This is a genomic window from Sphingopyxis solisilvae, from assembly GCF_015475875.1.
In the GTDB taxonomy this organism is placed as follows: domain Bacteria; phylum Pseudomonadota; class Alphaproteobacteria; order Sphingomonadales; family Sphingomonadaceae; genus Sphingopyxis; species Sphingopyxis solisilvae.
Genome location: NZ_JADKYM010000030.1, coordinates 1 through 20,677, shown reverse-complemented (window position 1 = coordinate 20,677; position 20,677 = coordinate 1). Strand labels below are relative to the sequence as shown.

18 protein-coding genes and 1 tRNA gene are annotated in these 20,677 nt (G+C 65.3%); 14 read left to right on the top strand and 5 right to left on the bottom strand.

The genetic code is table 11. The annotated features are described in order from the left end of the window. Nucleotides 1-326: 326 nt before the first annotated feature. A complete protein-coding gene (locus IR187_RS15460) occupies nt 327-971 on the bottom strand; it encodes a LolA family protein (RefSeq protein ID WP_194955471.1) in 645 nt (214 codons plus the stop codon). Nucleotides 972-1,081: 110 nt separating this feature from the next. Then, nucleotides 1,082-3,394 (bottom strand): FtsK/SpoIIIE family DNA translocase, encoded by a 2,313-nt coding sequence (locus IR187_RS15455; RefSeq protein WP_194955470.1) that lies wholly within the window; start codon nt 3,392-3,394, stop codon nt 1,082-1,084. 123 nt (nt 3,395-3,517) lie between these two features. Between IR187_RS15455 and IR187_RS15450 the strand changes: the two genes are divergently transcribed. Together IR187_RS15450 and IR187_RS15445 are read left to right on the top strand one after the other, a co-directional pair. Next, a complete protein-coding gene (locus IR187_RS15450) occupies nt 3,518-4,759 on the top strand; it encodes an FAD-dependent monooxygenase (RefSeq protein ID WP_194955469.1) in 1,242 nt (413 codons plus the stop codon). A gap of 236 nt (nt 4,760-4,995) precedes the next feature. Then, a complete protein-coding gene (locus IR187_RS15445) occupies nt 4,996-5,664 on the top strand; it encodes a sigma factor (protein ID WP_324187711.1) in 669 nt (222 codons plus the stop codon). A gap of 7 nt (nt 5,665-5,671) precedes the next feature. Here IR187_RS15445 and IR187_RS15440 read toward each other — a convergent pair whose 3' ends face one another. Together IR187_RS15440 and IR187_RS15435 are read right to left on the bottom strand one after the other, a co-directional pair. After that, nucleotides 5,672-6,322, bottom strand: coding sequence for an LON peptidase substrate-binding domain-containing protein (locus IR187_RS15440; protein ID WP_194955467.1), 651 nt, complete (start codon nt 6,320-6,322; stop codon nt 5,672-5,674). Beyond that, a complete protein-coding gene (locus IR187_RS15435) occupies nt 6,322-7,233 on the bottom strand; it encodes a tetratricopeptide repeat protein (RefSeq protein ID WP_194955466.1) in 912 nt (303 codons plus the stop codon). Before IR187_RS15435 ends, IR187_RS15440 begins: the two co-directional genes overlap by 1 nt. A gap of 171 nt (nt 7,234-7,404) precedes the next feature. On the opposite strand from IR187_RS15435, the gene IR187_RS15430 reads away from it, so the two are divergent. The 12 genes from IR187_RS15430 (at nt 7,405) to IR187_RS15375 (ending at nt 19,457) form a co-directional block, all read left to right on the top strand. Then, nucleotides 7,405-7,479, top strand: a tRNA-Gly gene (locus tag IR187_RS15430). Nucleotides 7,480-7,769: 290 nt separating this feature from the next. Next, nucleotides 7,770-8,963 carry a DUF932 domain-containing protein gene (locus IR187_RS15425; protein WP_105999296.1) on the top strand — a complete coding sequence of 398 codons (1,194 nt, stop codon included), beginning with the start codon at nt 7,770-7,772 and terminating at the stop codon, nt 8,961-8,963. 120 nt (nt 8,964-9,083) lie between these two features. Continuing rightward, on the top strand, nt 9,084-11,168 hold the full coding sequence (locus IR187_RS15420; RefSeq protein WP_105999298.1) for a ParB/RepB/Spo0J family partition protein: 2,085 nt from the start codon (nt 9,084-9,086) through the stop codon (nt 11,166-11,168). A gap of 191 nt (nt 11,169-11,359) precedes the next feature. Continuing rightward, nucleotides 11,360-12,391 carry a DUF7146 domain-containing protein gene (locus IR187_RS15415; RefSeq protein ID WP_105999299.1) on the top strand — a complete coding sequence of 344 codons (1,032 nt, stop codon included), beginning with the start codon at nt 11,360-11,362 and terminating at the stop codon, nt 12,389-12,391. Between the two features lie 312 nt (nt 12,392-12,703). Next, a complete protein-coding gene (locus IR187_RS15410; RefSeq protein ID WP_105999300.1) occupies nt 12,704-13,636 on the top strand; it encodes a DUF2493 domain-containing protein in 933 nt (310 codons plus the stop codon). 231 nt (nt 13,637-13,867) lie between these two features. Continuing rightward, on the top strand, nt 13,868-14,611 hold the full coding sequence (locus IR187_RS15405; RefSeq protein ID WP_105999301.1) for a helix-turn-helix transcriptional regulator: 744 nt from the start codon (nt 13,868-13,870) through the stop codon (nt 14,609-14,611). A gap of 83 nt (nt 14,612-14,694) precedes the next feature. After that, nucleotides 14,695-15,309, top strand: a complete 615-nt coding sequence (locus tag IR187_RS15400) for an acyl-homoserine-lactone synthase (RefSeq protein WP_105999302.1) — start codon at nt 14,695-14,697, stop codon at nt 15,307-15,309. Between the two features lie 10 nt (nt 15,310-15,319). Further along, nucleotides 15,320-16,225, top strand: coding sequence for a phytanoyl-CoA dioxygenase family protein (locus IR187_RS15395; protein ID WP_194955465.1), 906 nt, complete (start codon nt 15,320-15,322; stop codon nt 16,223-16,225). Beyond that, the gene (locus tag IR187_RS15390; RefSeq protein WP_105999304.1) at nt 16,222-16,845 is read left to right on the top strand and encodes a GntR family transcriptional regulator; all 624 of its coding nucleotides are present in this window, start codon (nt 16,222-16,224) and stop codon (nt 16,843-16,845) included. The genes IR187_RS15395 and IR187_RS15390 overlap by 4 nt, the downstream gene beginning before the upstream one ends. A 94-nt stretch (nt 16,846-16,939) precedes the next feature. Next, the gene (locus tag IR187_RS15385; RefSeq protein ID WP_146130861.1) at nt 16,940-17,062 is read left to right on the top strand and encodes a benenodin family lasso peptide; all 123 of its coding nucleotides are present in this window, start codon (nt 16,940-16,942) and stop codon (nt 17,060-17,062) included. A 56-nt stretch (nt 17,063-17,118) separates the two neighbouring features. Further along, entirely contained in the window at nt 17,119-17,769 is a 651-nt protein-coding gene (locus tag IR187_RS15380) for a lasso peptide biosynthesis B2 protein (RefSeq protein WP_105999305.1), read from the top strand. Nucleotides 17,770-17,831: 62 nt separating this feature from the next. Next, nucleotides 17,832-19,457, top strand: a complete 1,626-nt coding sequence (locus IR187_RS15375; protein WP_194955464.1) for an asparagine synthase-related protein — start codon at nt 17,832-17,834, stop codon at nt 19,455-19,457. Here IR187_RS15375 and IR187_RS15370 read toward each other — a convergent pair. Further along, a partial coding sequence (locus IR187_RS15370) for a prolyl oligopeptidase family serine peptidase (RefSeq protein ID WP_228765982.1) occupies nt 19,358-20,677 on the bottom strand: 1,320 nt, incomplete at its 5' end. The genes IR187_RS15375 and IR187_RS15370 overlap by 100 nt on opposite strands.

Genomic DNA, 20,677 nt, shown 5'->3' with positions numbered 1-20,677 from the left:
AGCCGCGTTAGCGGCAAAAGACGCCCGGAATCATAAACCCCCGTCCCAGGGGCGGTGGAACGGGGGTTCAAGGTCAGCGTTCGTCACGCTCTTGAAAGAAGACACCGGGCGTTCCGGGTGGGGCAACAGGGGGAAACCCAAATCCGGGGCCGTGTTGGCGTCTTCGGGAGTTGAAATAGCCCGCCTTCCCTGTCGCCAAGCTGAACAGAAATTGGCCGCAAAGCGTCGATTTTGCAGTTCGTCGATGCCAGGCGACGGTTCAGCGGAAAAAGGCCGGGGATTTTTGATCAAACAATCCCCGGTCCGAAATTTTTGTTCAGCTTCGTTCAGCGGCCGCGCTTGGTCGGGCGCGGATCGGTCCAGCGGAACGCCGAATCGGCAACCGCGACGTTGAATTTCTGGTTGCTGAGGTCGATCCGGGTTCGGTTGTTCTGCGAATCGAGCGCGACCCAGCCGCGCAGGCGCAGACCCGCGGGCGCCGCCGCGTCGCGCACGAACACCATGGTGATCGTGCCATATTCGGGGCGCGCCGGATCCTTGACCTCCACGCTCAGCACCTCGTTGCTGCCGGTCGGCAAGACCCTGGCATATTTGGTGAGGTCGCGGTCGGGGTCGAGCAGCGCACCGAGCGGCGAATTTTTCACCGGCCAGCGCTGCACCTGCCGCACCTCATAGTCGATCATCGTCAGCGAACTACCGTCGCCGACGATCAGCAGCGGCACGCCTTTTTGATACTGGAAGCGGATCTTGCCGGGACGTTTCAGGGTCAGCTGCCCCGACAGGCGCTGGCCGTTACGGTCGGTCTGCACAAAGTCCGCGGTCATCGAACTGGTGAGCTTCAGGTGCGACTGCACCGACGCCAGCGTCGACGACGATTGCGCGGCGGCGGGAACGACAATCGCAAGCCCGGCGACGGCCAAAGGGGTCAACGTCCAGGCGGCGAGGCGGGTGAGCGGATTCTTCAGGGTCATGGGACTCTCATTCTGTTCTATATTTGCTCGGCTCCTCGCAGGCAGGCGTTGAACCCGCCGTGAACCTGCTCGTCAGACGCCGTTCAAACCGCGAGACGGGTGAAGGTTCCTCACCGCGGCTGGCCATATTGATCGGTGAGCACGTCGCGGCGGCCGACATGGTTGGGCGGGCTGACCAGCCCTTCCTCCTCCATTCGCTCGATCAGGCGGGCGGCGCTGTTGTACCCGATGCGCAGCTGGCGTTGCAGCCAGCTCGTCGATGCCTTCTGGCTTTCGACGACGATCTGGCACGCCTTGGCATACATGCGATCCTCGGCGCTGTCGCCGCCGGCGGGGGCGCCCTCCATTGCGAAACCGCCATCCTCGGGATCTTCGGTGACGCTCTCGATATAGTCGGGGCGACCCTGCCCGCGCCAATGGTCGGCGACCGCGCGCACTTCGTCGTCGGACACGAAGGGGCCGTGGATGCGCGTGATCTGCTTGCCGCCCGGAACATAGAGCATGTCGCCCTTGCCGAGCAGCTGTTCGGCGCCCGCTTCGCCCAAAATGGTCCGGCTGTCGATCTTCGACGTCACGTTGAAGCTGATGCGCGTCGGCAAATTCGCCTTGATCACGCCGGTGATGACGTCGACCGAGGGGCGCTGCGTCGCGAGAATGAGGTGGATGCCCGCCGCACGCGCCTTTTGCGCGAGCCGCTGGATCAGGAATTCGACCTCCTTGCCCGCGGTCATCATCAGGTCGGCGAGTTCATCGACCACCACGACGATCTGCGGCAGCGGCGCATAATCGAGCGTCTCTTCCTCATAGACCGGCTGGCCGGTGTCGGGGTCGTAGCCGGTCTGGACGCGGCGGCCGAGCGACTTGCCCTTGGCAAGCGCGGCGCGCACCTTGTCGTTGTACGAGGCGAGGTTGCGCACCGACAGCGACGACATCATCCGGTAGCGGTCCTCCATCTGCTCGACCGCCCACTTCAGCGCCCGGATCGCCTTTTTGGGTTCGGTGACGACGGGGGCGAGCAGGTGCGGAATATCGTCATAGACGCTGAGTTCGAGCATCTTGGGATCGATCATGATCATCTTCACCTGATCGGGACCGAGGCGATAGAGCAGCGACAGGATCATCGCGTTGAGCCCGACCGACTTGCCCGAGCCGGTCGTACCCGCGATCAGCAGGTGCGGCATCGGCGCGAGATCGGCGATCATCGGGTCGCCGCTGATATTCTTGCCAAGGATGATCGGCAGTGCGCCGGTCTGATCCTGAAACAAGGCGCTGCCGATGATTTCGTGCAGCACCACCGCCTCGCGGTGCGCGTTGGGCAGTTCGATGCCGATGACAGTGCGGCCCGGGATCGGCGCGATGCGCGCCGACAGAGCCGACATGTTGCGCGCGATGTCGTCGGCCAGGTTCGACACGCGGCTCGCCTTGGTGCCGGGCGCGGGTTCGAGTTCGTACATGGTGACGACCGGGCCGGGGCGCACCGCGGTGACCACACCCTTGACCTGAAAATCCTCGAGCACCGATTCGAGCAGCCGGGCGTTGCGCTCCAGCCCCGCCTTGTCGATCTGGCCGGTCGGCCCCGGCGGCGGCGGCGCGAGCAGGTCGATCGACGGCAGCTGGTAATTGGTGAACAGCTCGGTCTGCGGCTTCGGCCTCGGCTTCGAGGGCGCGGTGCGCTGCGCCGGGTCGGCGATTTCGGGCGGCGCGCGATCGCTCGGCTCGGCGATCGCGCGCGGGCGCACGACGCGTTCCATCAAGTTCGGCGTTCTGCTGCCGTCATCGACGGCGCGCGCCGGTTCGGCGATGCGACTGCGCTCGGCGGCGGGCAGACGAAGGCGCGATGCCCAGCCCTTTTCCAGTCGCAGCGCGCGCCACGCGAGCCACAGCCCGACGACGATCAGCAGCAGGATCGCGGCGATACGAATCAGCGCTGCCGCGGGCTCGCCGGCGGCCGCAAATAATGGCGTGATCGCACCGCCAACGAGCAGCGCGATCAGGCCACCCCAGCCTGCGGGCATCGGCGCGCTGGTCGCGGGTGCCCATAATTCGACCCCCAGACCGACCAGCAGGATGCCGACGAAGCTGTAGGCGAGCTGGCGCGGCCAATAGGGTTGCGGTTCGCCCAGCCACAGCCGCCAGGCGAGCACGCCGAGCAGTGGTAGCAGCAACGCGATCCCGACGCCGCCGATCGACAGCCCCAGATCAGCAAACCATGCCCCGACGCTGCCCATCCAGTTCGCCGCGGCGCCGTGCGCGGCGGTGTTGAGCGCCGCGTCGGTGCTGTCGTAAGTCGCGAGCGCGAGCGCCAGAAACAGCGTGAACAGCCCGAGCGCCGCCGCCGCGCCGATCACCAGCGATCGCGCGATGCTCTGGCGGAAAACGGTGCGCCAATCGGCCTTTGCCGGGGCGCCCTTGCGGCTGGCCATGCTGTCTACGGTCCCTATCAATGTACCACGGCGATATGCACATGCGCCGGACTCGCCGTCAAGCGCGGGGCGGCGCGCGTCCATGGTCTTTCCAACCGCCGCGCCGCCCGCTAATGCCACGCCATGAGTGAAACGCTGCGCAGCGATGTCCTGATCTCCGGCGGCGGCCTTGTCGGCCAGGCGCTCGCCCTCGCCCTGTCGCACCATGGCCTGTCAGTGCAGATTGTCGATCCCGCCGACCCGGTGGCGACGATCGCGCCGGGCTTCGACGGCCGCGCCTCGGCGATCGCCAGCGCGACCTGGCAGATGTTCGAGGTGCTGGGAATCGCCGAGCGTATTGCGGGTCATGGCTGCCCGATCCGGGCGATCAAGGTCGGCGATGGCGCGCCCGACAGCGGCCGCGGCGGCGAGCTCGATTTCGTCACCGCCGACGGCGATCCGCCGCTGGGCACGATGGTCGAGAACCGCCAGCTCCGCCTCGCGCTCGCCGCGGCACTCGCCGATGCGCCGCTGGTCCGGCTGCATATGCCCGCCGCCGTCACATCGCGCGATATCGATGTGCATGGCGTCACGCTGACCCTCGCCGACGGCACGCGGCTGGCCGCGCCGCTGCTGATCGTCGCCGAAGGGCGCCGTTCGCCGACGCGCGATGCGGCGGGGTTCAGCATCGCCAACTGGTCGTACCATCATCACGCGATGATCGGTGCGGTGGCGCACGAACGTCCACACGGCAATGTCGCGCACGAAATCTTCTACCCCTCCGGCCCCTTCGCGCTGCTGCCGCTCGTCGATGACGGCGAAGAGCGGCATCGTTCGGCCTTTGTGTGGACCGTCGCCGAAAAGGACGGCCCCGGATTTGCCAAACTTGGAGACCGCGGCTTCGTCGCCGAACTCGAAAAGCGCGCCGGCGGGGTGCTCGGGGCGATGGAACTCGTCGCGCCGCGGATGACCTATCCGCTCGGCTTTCATCACAGCGCGTCGATCGTTGCACAGCGGATCGCGCTCGTCGGCGACGCCGCCCACGGCATCCACCCAATCGCGGGGCAGGGGCTGAACCTCGGTCTGCGCGACGTCGCGGCGCTCACCGAAGTGCTCGTCGAAGGGGCGCGGCTCGGGCTCGACCTCGGCGATGCGGCGCTGCTCGCTCGCTATCAACGCTGGCGCGGGCTCGACAATATGATGGTCAGCTTGGCCACCGATGGGCTGACCCGCCTGTTCGGCATTCCGGGCCGCACCGCCGCTGCGGTGCGCCGCACCGGGCTCGGCGCGGTGCAGCGCCTGCCGCTGCTCAAGCGTTTCTTCATGGACGAAGCGCGCGGCGAGGCGGGCGATCTGCCGAGGTTGCTTGCGGGGGCAGAGGTTTAGACGCACCCTATTGGTCCGTTCGTGTCGAGCGAAGTCGAGACACGCTGCGGGATTGAGCGCCATCGGGGGGCATCTCGACTTCGCTCGATGCGAACGCGTTTGGGATAAGTATTTCTACCTATCCCCCGATCAGCCCGCCGCTCACCCTATTCCCCTATCCCCATCACCGCGGCACCCCCGCCGCGGCACGATGGGGACGGACCATGTCGGCAAAAAGCAATGCGCTTGAAGGAGCAGTGACGGACTATATCCGGGCGCGAACCGCGCTTGAAGCGGTGCCGAGCGCGCGAGCGCGGGTGCTCGCCGACCGGGCGTTTGCTCGGCTTGCGGCGCTGGCGGCGCCGCGCATCCGTTACTTCACCCGCAGCTATGGCCTGAGCGATGTCGCCGACGATGCGGCGCAGGTGTGCGCCATTGCACTCCATCGTGCCGCCGAGCGCTATGACCCGGCGCGCGCGCGCTTCACCACCTATGTGAACTGGCAGCTGCGCGCCGAACTCCAGGCGTTGCGACTGCGGCTGCACGGCGACCAGCGTTCAGCTGGACGGCGGCACGTCACCGCAACGCTGTCGCTCGATGCGTTACAGGCCGACGGTGCCGACGACTGGCTGATCGATCCCGCCGCCGAAGCGGCGACCGAACAGGCAGCGCGCGACAGTCTTGCCGCCCTCGTCACCGACCGCCTGGTCGCCGAATGGGCGGCGCGGCGTCGCACCACGCTGTCGCGCGCCTCGCGAGCGGACAATGATCGCATCGAGGCACGCCTCGCCGCCGAAAAGGTGCTGGTCCGCGATCAGCTCCGGGTCAACGAGGCAGCGGATCGGCTACGCGAAAGCGACCGCCACATCGTGCGCCGCGCCCTCGCCGACATCACCCGCCATATGGCGCACCGCAAATTGAACTAAACGCCGCCTATTGCAGCGTGGCGCGCCCGTCGTCGCTGTCGTAGCGCCCGAAAAACTGCATCAGCTGGACGACCAGCTCGGCGCGCGCGTCGATCGGTGTCGCTTCCAGCAGTGCCTGTTTTGCGGCAGCGTCAAAGGGCGCGACCTGCGCGATGCCGTTGACCAGCGTCGCATCGTCGAGCTGGCCGACCGAATCCCAGTCGACGACATAGCCCTGCCGCGCCGCAAAGCGCTTCGCCTCGCGTTCCAGGCTGGCGCGCTCGATGCTCGACAGAACCGCGTCATCCTCGGTCTCGGCCTCGATCTCGGCTTCGACCTGTCTGAACGGAGTGGTGACGTCGAGCTCGCGGCGGACGCGAAAGCGCGCAACGCCTTCGAGCACCAGGTTGAAGCGCCCCTCGTCGAGCGCCTCGACATCGACGATCCGCCCGACGCAGCCGACGTCATAAAGCGCGGGCGGCTCGCGGCTTTCCTCGCCGGGCAGGACGCGTGGCTGGATCATCCCGATCTGGCGGTCGCGCGCCAGCACTTCCTGCACCATCGCCGAATAGCGCGGCTCGAATATATGCAGCGGCAGGTGCAGCCCGGGAAACAGCACCGCGCCGGGCAGCGGAAAGATCGCGATCCGCTGGATGGTCAGGGGCGCGGTGTCGCCCATCAGCCGAACAGGATCAGCGACAGGCGCCGCCGCTGCGCCGCGACCCACGGGTCTTCCAGCCCGACGGCTTCGAACAGCGACAGCAGTTTGGCGCGCGCCGCATCCTCCTGCCATTCGCGGTCGGCGGCGACGATGTGGAGCAGATTGTCGGCGGCGGCATCGCGCTGGCCCGCACCAATCTGCGCGCTGGCAAGGTCGAAGCGCGCCTGATGGTCGTCGGGATTGGCGGCGACCGCGGCCTCGAACGCCGCGAGTTCGCCCGCGTCGGGCGCATCGACAGCGAGCGCAAGCGCGCTTTTCGCCTGCGCGATCGCCGGGTCGTCGGCCATTTCGGCGGGCACCATGTCGAGCACGCCCTGCGCGCTCGTCAGGTCGCCCGCGAGCACAAAGGCGCGGATCAACCCGCCATGCGCCGCGGCGTTGTCGGGCGCCATCTCAAGGATCTGCCCAAAGATACCCGCAGCCCGTTCGCCGTCGCCCTCGGTGAGCACGCTTTCACCCATGTCGATCAGCGGCGCGATCTCGACCGCCCGCGCCGTCGCCTCGCTTTCGATCGGCAGCTGCGCGAGCAGCTGGTCGAGCATCGTCTTCAACTGGCTTTCGGTGCGCGCGTTGGTCAGGTTGGCGACCGGTTGGCCCTGGAAAATCGCATAGACGGTCGGGATCGACTGCACCTGGAACTGGCTGGCGATGAAGCGATTCGCATCGACATCGATCTTGGCGAGTACGACGCCCTTGTCGGCATAATCGGCGGCGACCTTTTCCAGAACCGGCGTCAGCTGCTTGCACGGCCCGCACCATTCCGCCCAGAAATCGAGGATCACCAATTTGGTCATCGACGGTTCGACGACATCGCGGCGGAACGCTTCGACGGCTTCCTTCTCGGTGGGGTTCAGACCCAAAGTGGCCACGCGTCATGCTCCTGCTCAAGATGCCAAGCCATCTATGTGGGAATTGCGGGCAATATGCCAACCCTTCGCCCGCGATAAGATGCGAAAAGCATGATGGGGGGTTGCCGACTCAAAAACCCGATGCTAAGCGCCCGCCTCACCCGCTGGAACCGACCGGTTTCAGCCGCCAGAGCGGGCGTAGCTCAGGGGTAGAGCACAACCTTGCCAAGGTTGGGGTCGAGGGTTCGAATCCCTTCGCCCGCTCCAGTTTTCCACAGAAAATCAGTCACTTAGTGTCGCGCGGTCAGCGCATTTTGTGGTGACACGGGCAATGATACGCCGCTTTGTCTCCACAATGTCTCCAAAAAATATCGCAGATACGGATAGGCGCGGCAGCTTTAGGGTGGCCAGCTTGTCTCGCGCGCGGCATGCGCCGCGCCAGCCCGAGGGCCCGGCGCGCTACGCCAGCTGGCCCATAGAGTGAGAGGGGAACGGGGAAACCCGTGACGGGCAAGGGCTTGGAGAGAGGCTCCGGGCGCTCGTCGCGGAGATTTGCCATGACCCACCCTATCCAAGCGGCGCCCGCCGATCACGCGCCGGGCTACAAGATCGATATTTCGCGCGGTCAGCGCATTGGCCGCGTTTCATCCGAATGGTTCTCGCGCCCCGAGGACGAGCGCTACCTTTCCTTGAACGAGCTTTTTGACGTCGTCCGCGCGCGTGCCGAGGCCGCAACGGCCCGGACAGTCGAGACGCGCGCGATCCGCGTAGAGGCTGCCACCGACAATCCGGAGCGCCTCGCTCTCGTGCTTCCTGACCACGACGCGCCTGTGGCGCCGACCCATTGGTCCTTCGGCCAGCTCTGCAGCCTTGTGGGCGCACCATCGGGCTATTTGCGCCAGCTGCCTGCGGCCCTGGCGGGGATCAACATGCAGCACGGGTTGCTCGCGCATCGCGGCGAGTTGGTGAAAACCCTCGAGACGGGCGACGGCCGCACCGAACTGCGTGCCGTCACCGGCCCGGATTATGGGCGCATCTGGGACCATGAGCTGGTGTCGGCGGTTATGAAGATCGCGGGCAATGGAACGGGCGACACGCGCTGGAAAGTGCCGGGCATGCTCGACTGGTCGACGATGCGGCACAATCCATTGGTCGAGGTCACAAAGGACACGACGACGCTCTATGCGAGCGACCGCGACGTGTTTCTCTTTCTCGTCGACGATATGAACCCGATCGAGGCGGGGCGACTGCCCAACGGGGATCCCGATCTCTTCTTTCGCGGCTTCTACTGCTGGAACAGCGAAGTTGGGTCGAAAACGCTCGGCATGGCGACCTTCTACCTTCGGGCTGTTTGCATGAACCGGAATATCTGGGGCGCGGAAGGCTTTGAGGAAATCAGCATCCGCCACAGCAAGTTCGCCGCGGGACGATTCGCGCAGGAGGCTGCGCCAGCTCTTGAGCGCTTCGCGTCGTCATCGCCAGGTTCATTCCTGGACGGAATCAAAGCGTCTCGGGCTGCCATCGTTGCACGCGATGCCGACGAGCGACAGAATTTCCTGCGCAAGCGGGGTTTCTCGAAAGGCGAGACCGAAAAGATCATCGCCACCGTCCTTCAGGAAGAAGGGCATCCCCCTTCGTCGATTTTCGATTTCGTGCAGGGCATCAACGCTGTGGCCCGTGACCGCCCGCATCAGGACGCGCGGCTGGAGCTTGAAGGAAAGGGAGCAAAACTGCTCGCGTCGGTGCGCTGATCCGGCGTCGACTCTTCGTCCGGCGTGGTCCGCTTCCCTTGAGGAAGAGGGCTGCGCCGGAACCATGGCGGGTTGAAAGCCGGGAGAGAGTCTCGCGGCGGCCCGTCATGGAGACGAATCATGACGAAACATGCGAAGATCACGCTCAGTGGCGCGCGGGACATCCCGTTCAGTGCCCTCATGCTGAGCCAGGCCAATGTGCGGCGCGTCAAGGCCGGCGTGTCGATCGACGGCCTTGCGAGTGACATCGAACGGCGCGGCCTGCTCCAGAGCCTGACAGTTCGGGCGCAGCGCGACGATGAGGGCAACGAGACGGGGCGCTACGAAGTCCCTGCCGGCGGGCGCCGCTTCCGGGCGCTGCAGCAACTCGTGAAGCAGCGCCGCATGGCCAAGACGGAACCGGTGCCCTGTATCGTGCGCGACGATGACGCCGTGTCGGCCGAAGAAGATTCGCTGGCCGAGAATGTCCATCGCGAGCCTTTGCACCCGCTCGACCAATTTCGCGCCATGCAGAAGCTCGTGGAACAGGGCAGCGACATCGAAACCGTCGCGGCGACCTTCATGGTCACACCGGCAGTCGTGAAGCAGCGGCTCAAGCTCGCCGACGTGTCGCCGAAGCTGCACGACATCTATGCCGAAGACGGCATGACCCTCGATCAGTTGATGGCCTTCTCGGTTGCGAGCGATCATGCGCGGCAGGAACAGGTCTGGGACATGCTCCAGACGAGTCACAATCAGCAGCCCTGGTTCATTCGCGCTCGCCTCACCGAAGACAAGGTGCGCGCGTCGGACAAGCGGGTGCGCTTCGTGACGCTCGAAGCCTATCTCGCGGCGGGCGGTCATGTCCTGCGCGATCTCTTCGAATCCGATGACGGCGGCTGGCTCGAGGATGTCGCACTGCTCGATCGCTTGCAGACCGAAAAGTTTGAAACAGAGCTTGCGGCGATTGCGGCGGAGGGCTGGAAGTGGGTCGAGGCCGCGGTCGACTTTCCCTACGGGCACACCTTCGGGCTCCGTCCGCTCGATGGCGAGGAGCCTGCTTCGAGCGAGGACGACGAGACGCGGCTCGAGGCGCTCCGCGAGGAAGCCGACCGGCTCGAAGATCAGTGGGCCGGTGAAGACGAAATCCCCGATGAAGTCGCCGCCCGCATCCAGGCGATCGATGAGGAGATCGCGCCGCTCGTGTCGAAGCCGCTCATCTACGATGCCGCCGAGGTTGCCATCGCAGGCGCTTTCGTCAGCATCGATGTGGACGGATCGCTTCATGTCGAACGCGGTTTCGTTCGGCCCGAGGACGAGCCCGCCGAGGTGACCGACGATGCCGAGGTGGCCGCCGAAGAAGGCGAGAGCGATCAGGATCGCGGGGGCGAGGACGAAGAAGCTGGTTCGGCAGAAGGCAGTGCCGACGAAGACCATCCCGACGATCTCCTTCGCCCGCTGCCGGACAGGCTCGTCACCGACTTGACGGCACACCGGACGCTTGCGCTCCGCGATGCCGTGGCGTCGAGCCCGCTGGTCGCTTTCGCTGCGATGCTGCACGCGCTGGTTCTCGAGACCTTCTACACTTACGCGACGTCGGGGAGCTGTCTTGGCATCGCAATGCGCAGCAATCGGCTGATCGGCTATGGGACAGGCCTCAACGATACGGCGTCGGCAAAGGCAATCCATGAGCGGCACGAAAGCTGGTCGACGCGGCTGCCCGACGACACGACCGAACTCTGGACGGCACTGACGGCCTTCAATGCCGATGAGCAGGCCGCGATTTTCGCGCACTGTGTGTCGTTCGGCATCGATGCGGTGTGGGAGCCGGCGACCCAACATAATCAGGGTCGCGTCTCGGCGCGCGCGGTCGCGAACCGCATCGAGCACTCGCATATCCTCGCGCGGGCGGCGAACCTCGACATGGTGGCGGCAGGTTGGACGGCGACTGTCGCCAATTATCTCGGCCGCGTGACCAAGCCGCAAATCCTCGCGGCGGTTGACGAAGCCTGCGGAGCGGACGTCGCGGTTCGTCTCGGCGGCATGAAGAAGCCCGAGATGGCAAGCGCTGCCGAAGAGCTCCTGCAGGGCAAGGGGTGGCTCGCCAAGCCGCTCCGCACGCCGGAACCGGCAATTGCGGCGGATCAAGATCCGGCAAATGACGACGAGGCGGCTGATACCGACGGTCACGATGGCGAAGCCATCGACGCCGTGGCAGCCGAATAGGCCCCGTCCCCTGAAAACCTTTCGGGAAGTTCGGCCGCGTGCTGGACTTCCCTTTTTTCTGCCCCAGCCTTGAATTTTCAGGTCTCGCAACGAACATTCGATGCTCGTCACGGCAGGGGCTGCTGGGACGGCCCGCTATACGTCGTTCCAAGGAGAGCCGGCGCGCGGGCCGCGATGCAAAGGAGCCCCGCATGTCCAGTTCCACTGTCGATATCGTTCGCCGTCTCGGCGAAAATGCCGAAGCCGTCTGTCGACGCTACCTCGGCAACGGCCGGCGCGAAGGCCATTATTGGATGGTCGGCAATATCCATAATGAGCGCGGTCGCAGCCTCTATGTGCGGCTTCCCTCCCATCACGACGGAGCGCTATCGGCCGGCAAATGGACCGACGCCGAAAGCGGGGACCATGGCGACCTCCTCGACATCATCGCAGCGAGCTGCGGACATGCCAGCTTTCGCGAAACGCTAGAAGAGGCACGGCGCTTCCTGAGCCTGCCCATGGAACCGCCTGCAGCCAGAAACCCCGCGCCGCGCAAGCATCCGGCTGGAACGCCCCAAGCCGCCCGGCGGCTCTGGGCCGGGTCGAAACCTGTCGCTGGCAGTCTCGGTCAAGCCTACTTTCTTGGCCGACGCCTCCTGGACGCTGCCTGCGCCGACGCGCTTCGGTTTCACCCGAACTGCTATTACCGCGTCTCCGAGGACGATGCCGCCAATTGCCGGCCTGCCTGGCCTGCGATTATCGCAGCCGTCACCGATGACGCCGGCGCGATCACCGGAGTCCACCGTACCTGGCTCGACCCCGCAGGCGGCAAGGCACCCGTCGCCTATCCGCGCCGCGCCATGGGGCATCTGCTCGGGTCTGGCGTCCGATTCGGGCGGGCCGCTCCGATGATGGTATTTGGCGAGGGGCTGGAAACATTGCTCTCTGTCCGCGAGGTCCTGCCGGCAATGCCGATGATCGCGGGCCTGTCGGCAGCGCATCTCGCAGCGATCGCATTTCCGGATGGACTGAGACGCCTCTACATTGCGCGTGATAACGATGACGCTGGCCGGATTGCCTTCGAGACGCTTGCCGAGCGCGCAAGTGGCACAGACATCGAGCTGCTTCCCCTTGATTCCGAACTTGGCGACTTCAATGCCGATCTGACCACATTTGGGCACGACCGGGTCAGGAACGCTATCAAAGCGCAGCTGTGTCGAACCGACCGAATTGAGCAATTCTGACGACATTCGTGGGGCCGGAACAGGCAGGCATTGGCAGCGCCGCACCGACGCTTCATCCGCCCAGCGGCCGCGTCCCGGCCTTCGAGAGGGCGACTGCGGCAGGCGCCCCGGGCGCCGCAATGGCAACCGCGCGGCTATTTTCCGCCGGGACCCTTGGTCCCTTTGCATCGCGAAGCAAAATAGCCTTCGGCCGCCATCCTCCGCTGTCGCTCCGGCCCCGGCGCTCCCGCGCCGTGGTGCGGTCCCGCAGCGCCTGCCGCCCATGTCGCCGCGAAGGCCGCGAGAGCGCGGCGCAACGAGCGGAGACATCAGATGACCGATGCAAGCGACAGCTTTGACGATTGCCAGGCCGAAACCGGGCCGACCCATATGCTTCTTCAGGAGATGCAGCTTTTTGGACATCGACCCTTCGAGGACGAGCCCGATCCCCGTCCATTGCCTGACGCGCGGCTAGCATCCGGTGCGATCGCCGACATATTCGATGCGCTGGCGGGATGCCTGCAGCACACGCGCATCGAGCCCGATTTGGACGATTTGCTCTGGAACCTCGTCAATATCTTCCACCGCGCCGGCACCCAGGCCGATCGGAAACTCGACGACAATGAGCAACTGCAGCGTCGACTGCAGCGCGAACAGGATGGAAGCGAAATCCGCTCGGTCGAGCTGGAACGCGCGATCCGCGAAGGCATTTCGCTGATCGAGCGGCGCGACGCGATGGAATTTTTCCGCGAAGCCGCTTCCGACCATTATCGCGCGTTGCTGCGCAAAGCCTGGATGCCGCGCACTGGCTCGCGGGCCAATCAAAAGGCGCTGACGGCCACCTTGATCGATAGCCGCGACTTTCTCGACGCCCGCCTTCGGCAGAAAGCGGCGTCACTCATACCCGAGGGCACGCGCATCGCTTTCACTGGCGGTACAGATGCGGATCACCGCGCGGTCTGGGATAGTCTCGACCGGGCGCGAAATCGCCATCCCGACATGATCTTGCTGCATGGCGCGACGCCGACGGGCGCCGAGCGTGCAGCGGCATGCTGGGCCGAAAGCCGGGGCGTGGTTCAGGTCGCCTTTCGGCCCGACTGGAACCGCCACGGAAAGGCGGCGCCGTTCAAGCGGAACGACCGGATACTCGACGCACTGCCGGTGGGGGTCATCATCTTTCCCGGCACCGGCATTCAGGACAATTTCGCCGACAAGGCGCGCAAGATGGGAATTCCGACCTGGGATTTTCGGAACAGATCGAGCTGAAGCCGCGCTGCGAGCCGCTTTGAGAATTAGCCTCAATCTGGTTCTATCTCTCGAATATAGTAGGAATATATGCGCTTAGCCGCCATTTTGAGATCCTCCCAAGATCGCCTGGACCAGCGGCGGTCACGCCGTCGGCGGCCGGCCTTGTAAGAGGGCGGGGCTTGCCGGCCCTTACGAGGGGCACGCGGATCGGCTGGTTCGGAAACGGCGGTCGGCGCGCCATGGTTCGTAATGCCGACGATCGACGCCGCCCACGCCTTCGAGCTTGAATTCGCGCGTGCAAAGACCCGAGCCGAGCTTGCCGATCTGCTGCGCGAGGCCTGCGCCTTGATGGGCTGCGCCTGGTTCGCGCTCAGTCACCATCTGGATTTTCTCGCCGCGCCCGACAAGGGCGTGCGTGTTCACAATTATCCGGAGGAATGGGCCTATTGGTTCGATCAGAACCGACTGGGGCCATCGGATCCGGTGCACCGGGCGAGCCAGCGCAGCAGAGCTGGCTTTCTCTGGCACGATATGCGTCGCTACGACGCACCGCGCCCGGGCGACGAGACCATCCTCGCTGAGGCCGAGCGCCATGGCATCGGCGACGGGCTAACGGTGCCGGCGCATATTCCGGGTGACGCCCATGGCTCGGTGTCCTTTGCATGGCGGCCGGGATGTGCTGCCGAACCGGATGCGCTGCAATTTGCCCGCATGATCGGCGGCGCTGCCTTCGAAGCGGCGGACAGCATCGCCAATCCCGACCGCATGCATATTGGTCCGCGCCTGACCAGCCGGCAGCGGCAATGTCTGATCCGGGCCGCCCAAGGCAATCCGATCTGGCGGATCGGACGCCATCTCGAACTCTCGCCCGACACCGTGCGCGAGCATTTGCGCAACGCCCGGCAGCGCTATGGCGTCAACGGTGGCACCATGCTTGCGGTGCGGGCGCTTTACGATGGCGACATCAGTTTCGTCGACATCGCTCGCCGTTAAAAAAACGCCGCACCCCCCTATCATGCTATGGTGCGACCGAAAAAAGCGGTTCAATTGGATCGCCTCTTTGAAAGGAGGCGTCCATGTTGCGTATCATCGATCACCAAAACCGCGCGAGCGAACATCGGGCCCTTCGCTCGATGTTCGAGGCGCGAAAGCGCGTCTTCATCGACCTTCTCAAATGGGATATTCCGGCGCTCGCGGGCCGGTTCGAACTCGATCATTTCGACGATGTCGATGCCACCTATCTCATCGTGACCGATGCCGATGGCGAGCATCTTGCCTCGGCGCGGCTGCTTCTCACCACGCGGCCGGCGCTTCTCGACAGCCTGTTCCCCGAGCTCGTCGACGGACCGGTGCCGCGGGGCGCGGACGTCCTGGAAATCACGCGCTTCTGCCTTTCGCCGGGGATTGGCGCGCGGCAGCGGAGGATAGCGCGTGATTCCCTTCTAGTCGGTCTCGCTGAATTCGCGCTCGCCAATGGAATCCGGACTTTTACCGGTGTCGCCGAACTTGCCTGGTTCCGTCAGGTCGAGGGCTTCGGTTGGGATTGCCGCCCGCTCGGCCCGCCACAGTTGCACAGCGGCGCGGCGCTCGTGGCGCTGCGCATCGACATCGACGGTTCGACAATCTCGCGGCTCGCGGCGGCGGGCATCATCAGCAAGGCGGTCGCGGTCTCCGCGGCGCGCGCAGCGTGAGGAGGCTGGGATGTTGGTTCATACGGACCTGGCGGGACGGCCCGCCCCCCATTCGACCGCCGGACGTGAGCTGCTCCGGCATGGCTATACCATCCTGCGCGGGGCAGCACCCGCGTCGCTGATCAACGGTGTAGCGCACGACCTCGAACCACGGTTCGCCGCGACGCCCTTTTGCGAAGGCAGCTTTTACGGCGAGCGCACGAAGCGCTTCGGGCGCTTGCTCATCCGCTCGCCGCTTATTGGAGAGCTCGTGATGCACAAAGCGATCCTCGATCTCGCCGAACTCGCGCTCGGCAATTGGTGCGAGCGGATCCAGCTCAACCTCGCCCAGGCGATCGAGCTCCATCCAGGCGCGCTGGCGCAATTTCCGCATCGCGATCAGGACATGTGGCAGGGGTCCCTCGGCGAGGTAGAATATCTCGTCAATGTCATGTGGCCGCTGACCGAATTCACCGAATCGAACGGGGCGACACTGATCTGGCCGCGGAGCCACGGGCTTGAGGCGCTCGTCGAAGAGCCGGCCGAGCCTCCGATCGTCGCGGAGGCGGAGCCGGGCGATGCGATCGTCTTTCTCGGCTCGACCCTTCACGGCGCGGGTGAAAACCGGAGCAGCGCGGTTCGGCGCGGCATTATCGTCAGCTACTGTCTTGGCTGGCTGAAGCCCTACGAGAATCAATGGCTCGCTTATCCCCCCGAGGTGGCGAAGCAATTCCCGGCAGATCTCGCGGCGCTCGCGGGCTATGTCCAGCACCGGCCCAATCTCGGTAATTTCGAGGGCCAATGCCCCTCGGTCCTGTTCGGCGGCTATCCGACCGAACCTCTGGCCGCAATCGATGCTCTTCGTCCCGATCAGGACGCGTTGCTTGCAGATTATGTGGCCGGTCAACGAGACGGTGGCGAGGACCTTGCGGCATGAACGCGGGCTCGACAATGGAGCGGGTCTATCTCGACCTCAAGGCGAGAATTGTCGGCGGCGCCTATCCGCCCGGCACGCGCCTCGATCCCTTCCACCTTGCCAAGCGGCTCGCGGCGAGTCCGACCCCAGTGCGCGAGGCGCTCCACCGCCTGTCGGGTGAGCGCATTGTCGATAGCTGGCACCAGGAAGGCTTTCGCCAGCCGATCTTCGCCGAGTCCGATCTTTGCGATCTTTATCGTTGGTCCGGAGCACTTCTCGCGCTCGCGCTTCGCGATCCGGCACTTCAAAAGTCCGAGACCGCGGCAATGCTTCCGACAATGGAAATTGAGGACTATCCGGCGCGAGTCGCCCGGCTGTACCGTGCCGTCGCTCTCCTCAACGGCAATCGCGAGATTCGCTTCGCAATCGCCAATATGATCGACCGAAGCGAGTTTTTCCGCGCGGCAGAGGCGCGCACCGACCCCGTTGCAAGCGAGGAAATCGCCTCGATGGAGACGGCCTTTCTGCAAGAACGCTGGGCCGATCTTCGCAGGAAAAGTGCGGCTTTTCACCGCCGGCGCGTAGCTCGCGCGGGACGGGTCGCCGCCGAGCTCCGGCCCCGGTCGCAAACAATCGAATGATATTCTTCGTATCGTGAAAGCACATAAATTCTATTTTTTTCAAGGGCGTAAGATCGTGCCGCCGCAATCCCGCGGCATTTTTGGAGGTAGCGACATGAACCGCGAAACCAATGACATCGTCGAACTGGGCTCGGTGAGCACCGAAACCGCCGGCGACTTCGGTCCGCCCGTCGAAATCGGCGGCAAGGACCTGCAGAACGGCATCAGCCTCGACTGAACCGTCGGTTCGGGTGTCGGCGTTCGCGCCGGCACCCGCATCGAGGAGGGATATCTATGGGATGGACACTGGCACCAGGCGTTGGCTTCTGTCTCGCCGGCGGCGACCTCATTTTTCTCGACGTTCGAACCGACCGCTATCTTCAGCTTTGCGGCGAACGACGCGCGGCGTTCGAGCGGCTTTGCGCACGCGAGCCAAATGACAGCGACGCGATGGAGAGCCTGATCGGCACCGGGCTCTTTGCACGCAGCGAAACTCCTACGGCGATTGCCCCGATCGAAATGGAAGTGCCCGAAACGGATCTGGCCGCGGCACCTATCCCACGGACGGGCCTCCCGTTCATCACAGCGGCGGCGCGTTCGCTCTATTGGGCGCGCAAGGCGCTTCTTCCCGAACGTCTTGCCGCCACCCTCGACGGATTTACGGCGGCGAAGCGGGCAGCGGCGGGGGACGCCGACGACATGGCGCTCGCCGCGCTGGCATCGGCTTATGCCGACGCGCGCCGGTGGGTTCCGATCCCGCCGCGCTGTCTGGTCGATGCGCTCGCGCTCTATCGGCTGTCACTTCGCAAAGGCTTTGCGCCGACCCTCGTCTTCGGCGTGCGCTCCCAACCCTTTGCCGCCCATTGCTGGCTCCAGTCGCATTCGGCCGTTCTGACGGGAACCGCCGAGGAGGCGAGCAATTTTCGCCCGTTGCTCGCCATATGATGGACCGCGGCATCTTGGGGATAGCGGGCGCGCCGGGGCTTGAGTCCGCGGTGTTACAGGCCGTGACCGAACATGGCCTCGACCAAATCGACAAATTCGACGGTCTCACCCTTTATGCCGGCGCGGGACTTAAGAGATCACGCGCGCGGGCGTCGAGCGTCATTCTCGGCGATTATTTCTCGGATGGTTCGTTCAGCGTTGACTGGGGCAGTTACCTCAAATTCTCTGCGGAACCCGGAAAGCCGGTCGAAATCAGTCGTGCCCCGCTCACCGGTCTGCCGCTCTACTATTTTCGCACACACGGCGGACTGCTGTTCTTTTCGCATCTCGAACTGGTGCGCGGGCTCGAAATCAAGGTCGGCTTGGATGTTGATTTCCTCCGCCATCTGCTCGCCTACAGCAATCGTCGCACCGCGCGGACGGGGCTCGCGGGGGTAGAAGAATTGCTGCCCGGTACGCGCCTCGCCTTCGACGGCCATGTGACTCAGGTCAGGCCGACCTGGTCGCCATGGCCGCACACGCGCAAGGGAATCTACGACCGCGATGCCGTGCCGCTGCTCAATAGCACGATCCGGAAATGCGTCTCGACCTGGGCGAGCGAGCGAAAGCAGATCATGCTCGAATTGTCCGGCGGCCTCGACAGTTCGATCGTCGCCGCAGCGCTTGCCGCGGAAGGTCATGGGTTCGCCGCGGCGACGATTGCCACTTCCAGCCCGGACGGTGACGAACGACGCTATGCTCGCGCGGTGGCCGAGCGCTGCGGCGCCGCGCTTGCCGAATATCTTCACGATGACAGCGAGCTCGATCTCGCTGCGGGCCCGCGGTTCTTATCGCCACGCCCGGCGACATATGGCGTGCTTGCCGGAATCGATGCGGCGCTCGGCGCCGCGACGGCGCAGCTGCCCGGCGCGAGCATCTTCACCGGGATCGGCGGCGACAATGTCTTCGCCATCACCCGCTCGATCCTTCCGGTGATCGATGCGCTCAAGATTCACGAGCCAATCCGGCGGCCCGCTACCGCGCTGCGCGATTGCGCGCGGCTGTGCGACGTGACCATCTGGCACGCGGCGCGCTCGGTGTATCGTCAATGGCGCCGGCCACCAGCCGCCGGTTGGCCGCGCGACGATGATTATGCCTGTCATTCGGCGTTGCCCGACGTCCCCTTGCCGCACGTCTGGGACCATGGGGGCGAGCGCATCCCTCCCGGCAAGATCCGGCACGTCCAGTCGATCCAGCGCATTCTTGATTTTCTCGATCGGCCGGGGCGCTGGTATGGCCGCGATGTCGTCGCGCCGCTGCTGTCGCAGCCGGTGGTTGAGCTTTGCCTGTCGATACCGGGCTGGCAGTGGGTGGCGGGCGGTAGCGACCGCGCCGTCGCACGCCAAGCCTTCGCATCGCGCCTCCCTGAATTTGTCGTCTGGCGCCGCAACAAGGGGCGCCTCGAGACGCTCTGCGCCAGAGCCTTCATTGAGCAGCGCGCCAGACTGCGCCCCATCCTGCTCGAAGGCCAGCTCGCCCGCGAGGGGCTGCTTGATCGCGAACGGATCGAAGCCTATCTCGCGCGCGAGCGCCTCGCGGGCGATTATGATTATTTCCGGTTGCTCGAGCTCGCCGATATCGAACTCTGGATCGCGTCGATCGAAGGCTTCGGGCGCGTGCCGGCGAGCCTCGCCCAGCGGGCATATTGATCGGCCTTGTTCGGGTCGGGGTCGATATCGCCCTGCAGCCAGTAGCGAAACCAGTCGAGGTTGCGCTGATAGACGGCCCGCTTCTGTCGCGGCTCGACCTTGATGTGCGGTGCGAAGGGGAAGACATGCAGTTCGCCCTTGCCCGCCGCGGTGAGCCTTGCCTGCAGTTCGGGCGATTGCCGCGCCTCCTGCTCGGGGAGCTGCATCAGAACCGGAGCGTCGATGCGGTCGACCTGAAGCGACGGCGAGCGGCGACGCCAGTCCGCAAGATCGGTGTCGGGTGGACCCAGCCCCCAAACCTTCTCTAGATTCTGGCGGAAGAAATCGCGGCCGATCCCCGCGTTGAACCAATAATAGGCTGGCTCGGCTTGGACCGAAGCGATCGACACCGCTTTGAGAAGCTTGCTGTGCGTCGCGGCCCACATCGCGACCTCGCTCCCGAAACTGAGACCGCCCATGCCAACACGCCCGGGGTCGGCGAACCCGCGGCGATCGAGCTCGGCAATCGCGGCGCGCACCGCGGCGAGCCCGAGGTCGTAACGCGCCTCGCCGGTCGCATTGGATGTCGGCAGCTGGTTGATGCACAACGCCGCGATGCCGCTTCGTGCGAGGGCGCGCAGCGGCCACTCATTACCGAGGCCTCCGCGCAAATAGCCCGCGCAGCGATAGTAAGTGATGAAGAGCGGCAGCCGTCCGGGGATCTTCGGGCGGACGAGCCAGCCCGACGCACGGCTGCCGCCCACCCGCCACTCGACCGCCTCGGTGAGAAGATCGTCGCGGTCGGGAACATCGTTCGGCTTGTCGAGGATTTGTGTTGCGCCGTCGGCAAGCGCGATGCGCAGGAGATGCGGCGGCGTCGCCGCGCTTTCCGCCACGCAGAAAAGTGCCGCGCGCGTTCCGGCGCAGGGCGCATTTTCGCCGCCGCCGCCGAGCAGGCCCTCGGTCGTCAGCAAAGGTCGAAGACCTATCGCGGGATCCCAGAGCAGCGCATTCTGGCGGATGCGCCGGTCGCGCGTCATAAGGCCGAAGCGCCCGTCGCCGAGCGCGACGTGGGTCCACAATCTGGTGCCGCTATCGCTGTCGCAGCGTGCGGCCGTGGCACAGATGCTTTGAGCCACGGCCGCGTGCTCTGCCGCTTGGGGTAACGTCGACTGCGCTGCTGTCAGCAGCGCAGCCTCTTCGGCGGTGGCGAGGCGATCCTCGCCGGTTGCGATAAGGCG

Excerpts from the sequence above, each read along its gene's own strand:
- IR187_RS15420 (WP_105999298.1), top strand. The coding sequence starts at position 9,084 with ATGACGAAACATGCGAAGATCACGCTCAGTGGCGCGCGGGACATCCCG.
- IR187_RS15385 (WP_146130861.1), top strand. The coding sequence starts at position 16,940 with ATGAACCGCGAAACCAATGACATCGTCGAACTGGGCTCGGTGAGCACC.
- IR187_RS15395 (WP_194955465.1), top strand. The coding sequence starts at position 15,320 with ATGTTGGTTCATACGGACCTGGCGGGACGGCCCGCCCCCCATTCGACC.
- IR187_RS15405 (WP_105999301.1), top strand. The coding sequence starts at position 13,868 with ATGCCGACGATCGACGCCGCCCACGCCTTCGAGCTTGAATTCGCGCGT.
- IR187_RS15425 (WP_105999296.1), top strand. The coding sequence starts at position 7,770 with ATGACCCACCCTATCCAAGCGGCGCCCGCCGATCACGCGCCGGGCTAC.
- IR187_RS15455 (WP_194955470.1), bottom strand. The coding sequence starts at position 3,394 with ATGGCCAGCCGCAAGGGCGCCCCGGCAAAGGCCGATTGGCGCACCGTT.
- IR187_RS15450 (WP_194955469.1), top strand. The coding sequence starts at position 3,518 with ATGAGTGAAACGCTGCGCAGCGATGTCCTGATCTCCGGCGGCGGCCTT.
- IR187_RS15380 (WP_105999305.1), top strand. The coding sequence starts at position 17,119 with ATGGGATGGACACTGGCACCAGGCGTTGGCTTCTGTCTCGCCGGCGGC.
- IR187_RS15415 (WP_105999299.1), top strand. The coding sequence starts at position 11,360 with ATGTCCAGTTCCACTGTCGATATCGTTCGCCGTCTCGGCGAAAATGCC.
- IR187_RS15400 (WP_105999302.1), top strand. The coding sequence starts at position 14,695 with ATGTTGCGTATCATCGATCACCAAAACCGCGCGAGCGAACATCGGGCC.
- IR187_RS15440 (WP_194955467.1), bottom strand. The coding sequence starts at position 6,322 with ATGGGCGACACCGCGCCCCTGACCATCCAGCGGATCGCGATCTTTCCG.
- IR187_RS15410 (WP_105999300.1), top strand. The coding sequence starts at position 12,704 with ATGACCGATGCAAGCGACAGCTTTGACGATTGCCAGGCCGAAACCGGG.
- IR187_RS15460 (WP_194955471.1), bottom strand. The coding sequence starts at position 971 with ATGACCCTGAAGAATCCGCTCACCCGCCTCGCCGCCTGGACGTTGACC.
- IR187_RS15390 (WP_105999304.1), top strand. The coding sequence starts at position 16,222 with ATGAACGCGGGCTCGACAATGGAGCGGGTCTATCTCGACCTCAAGGCG.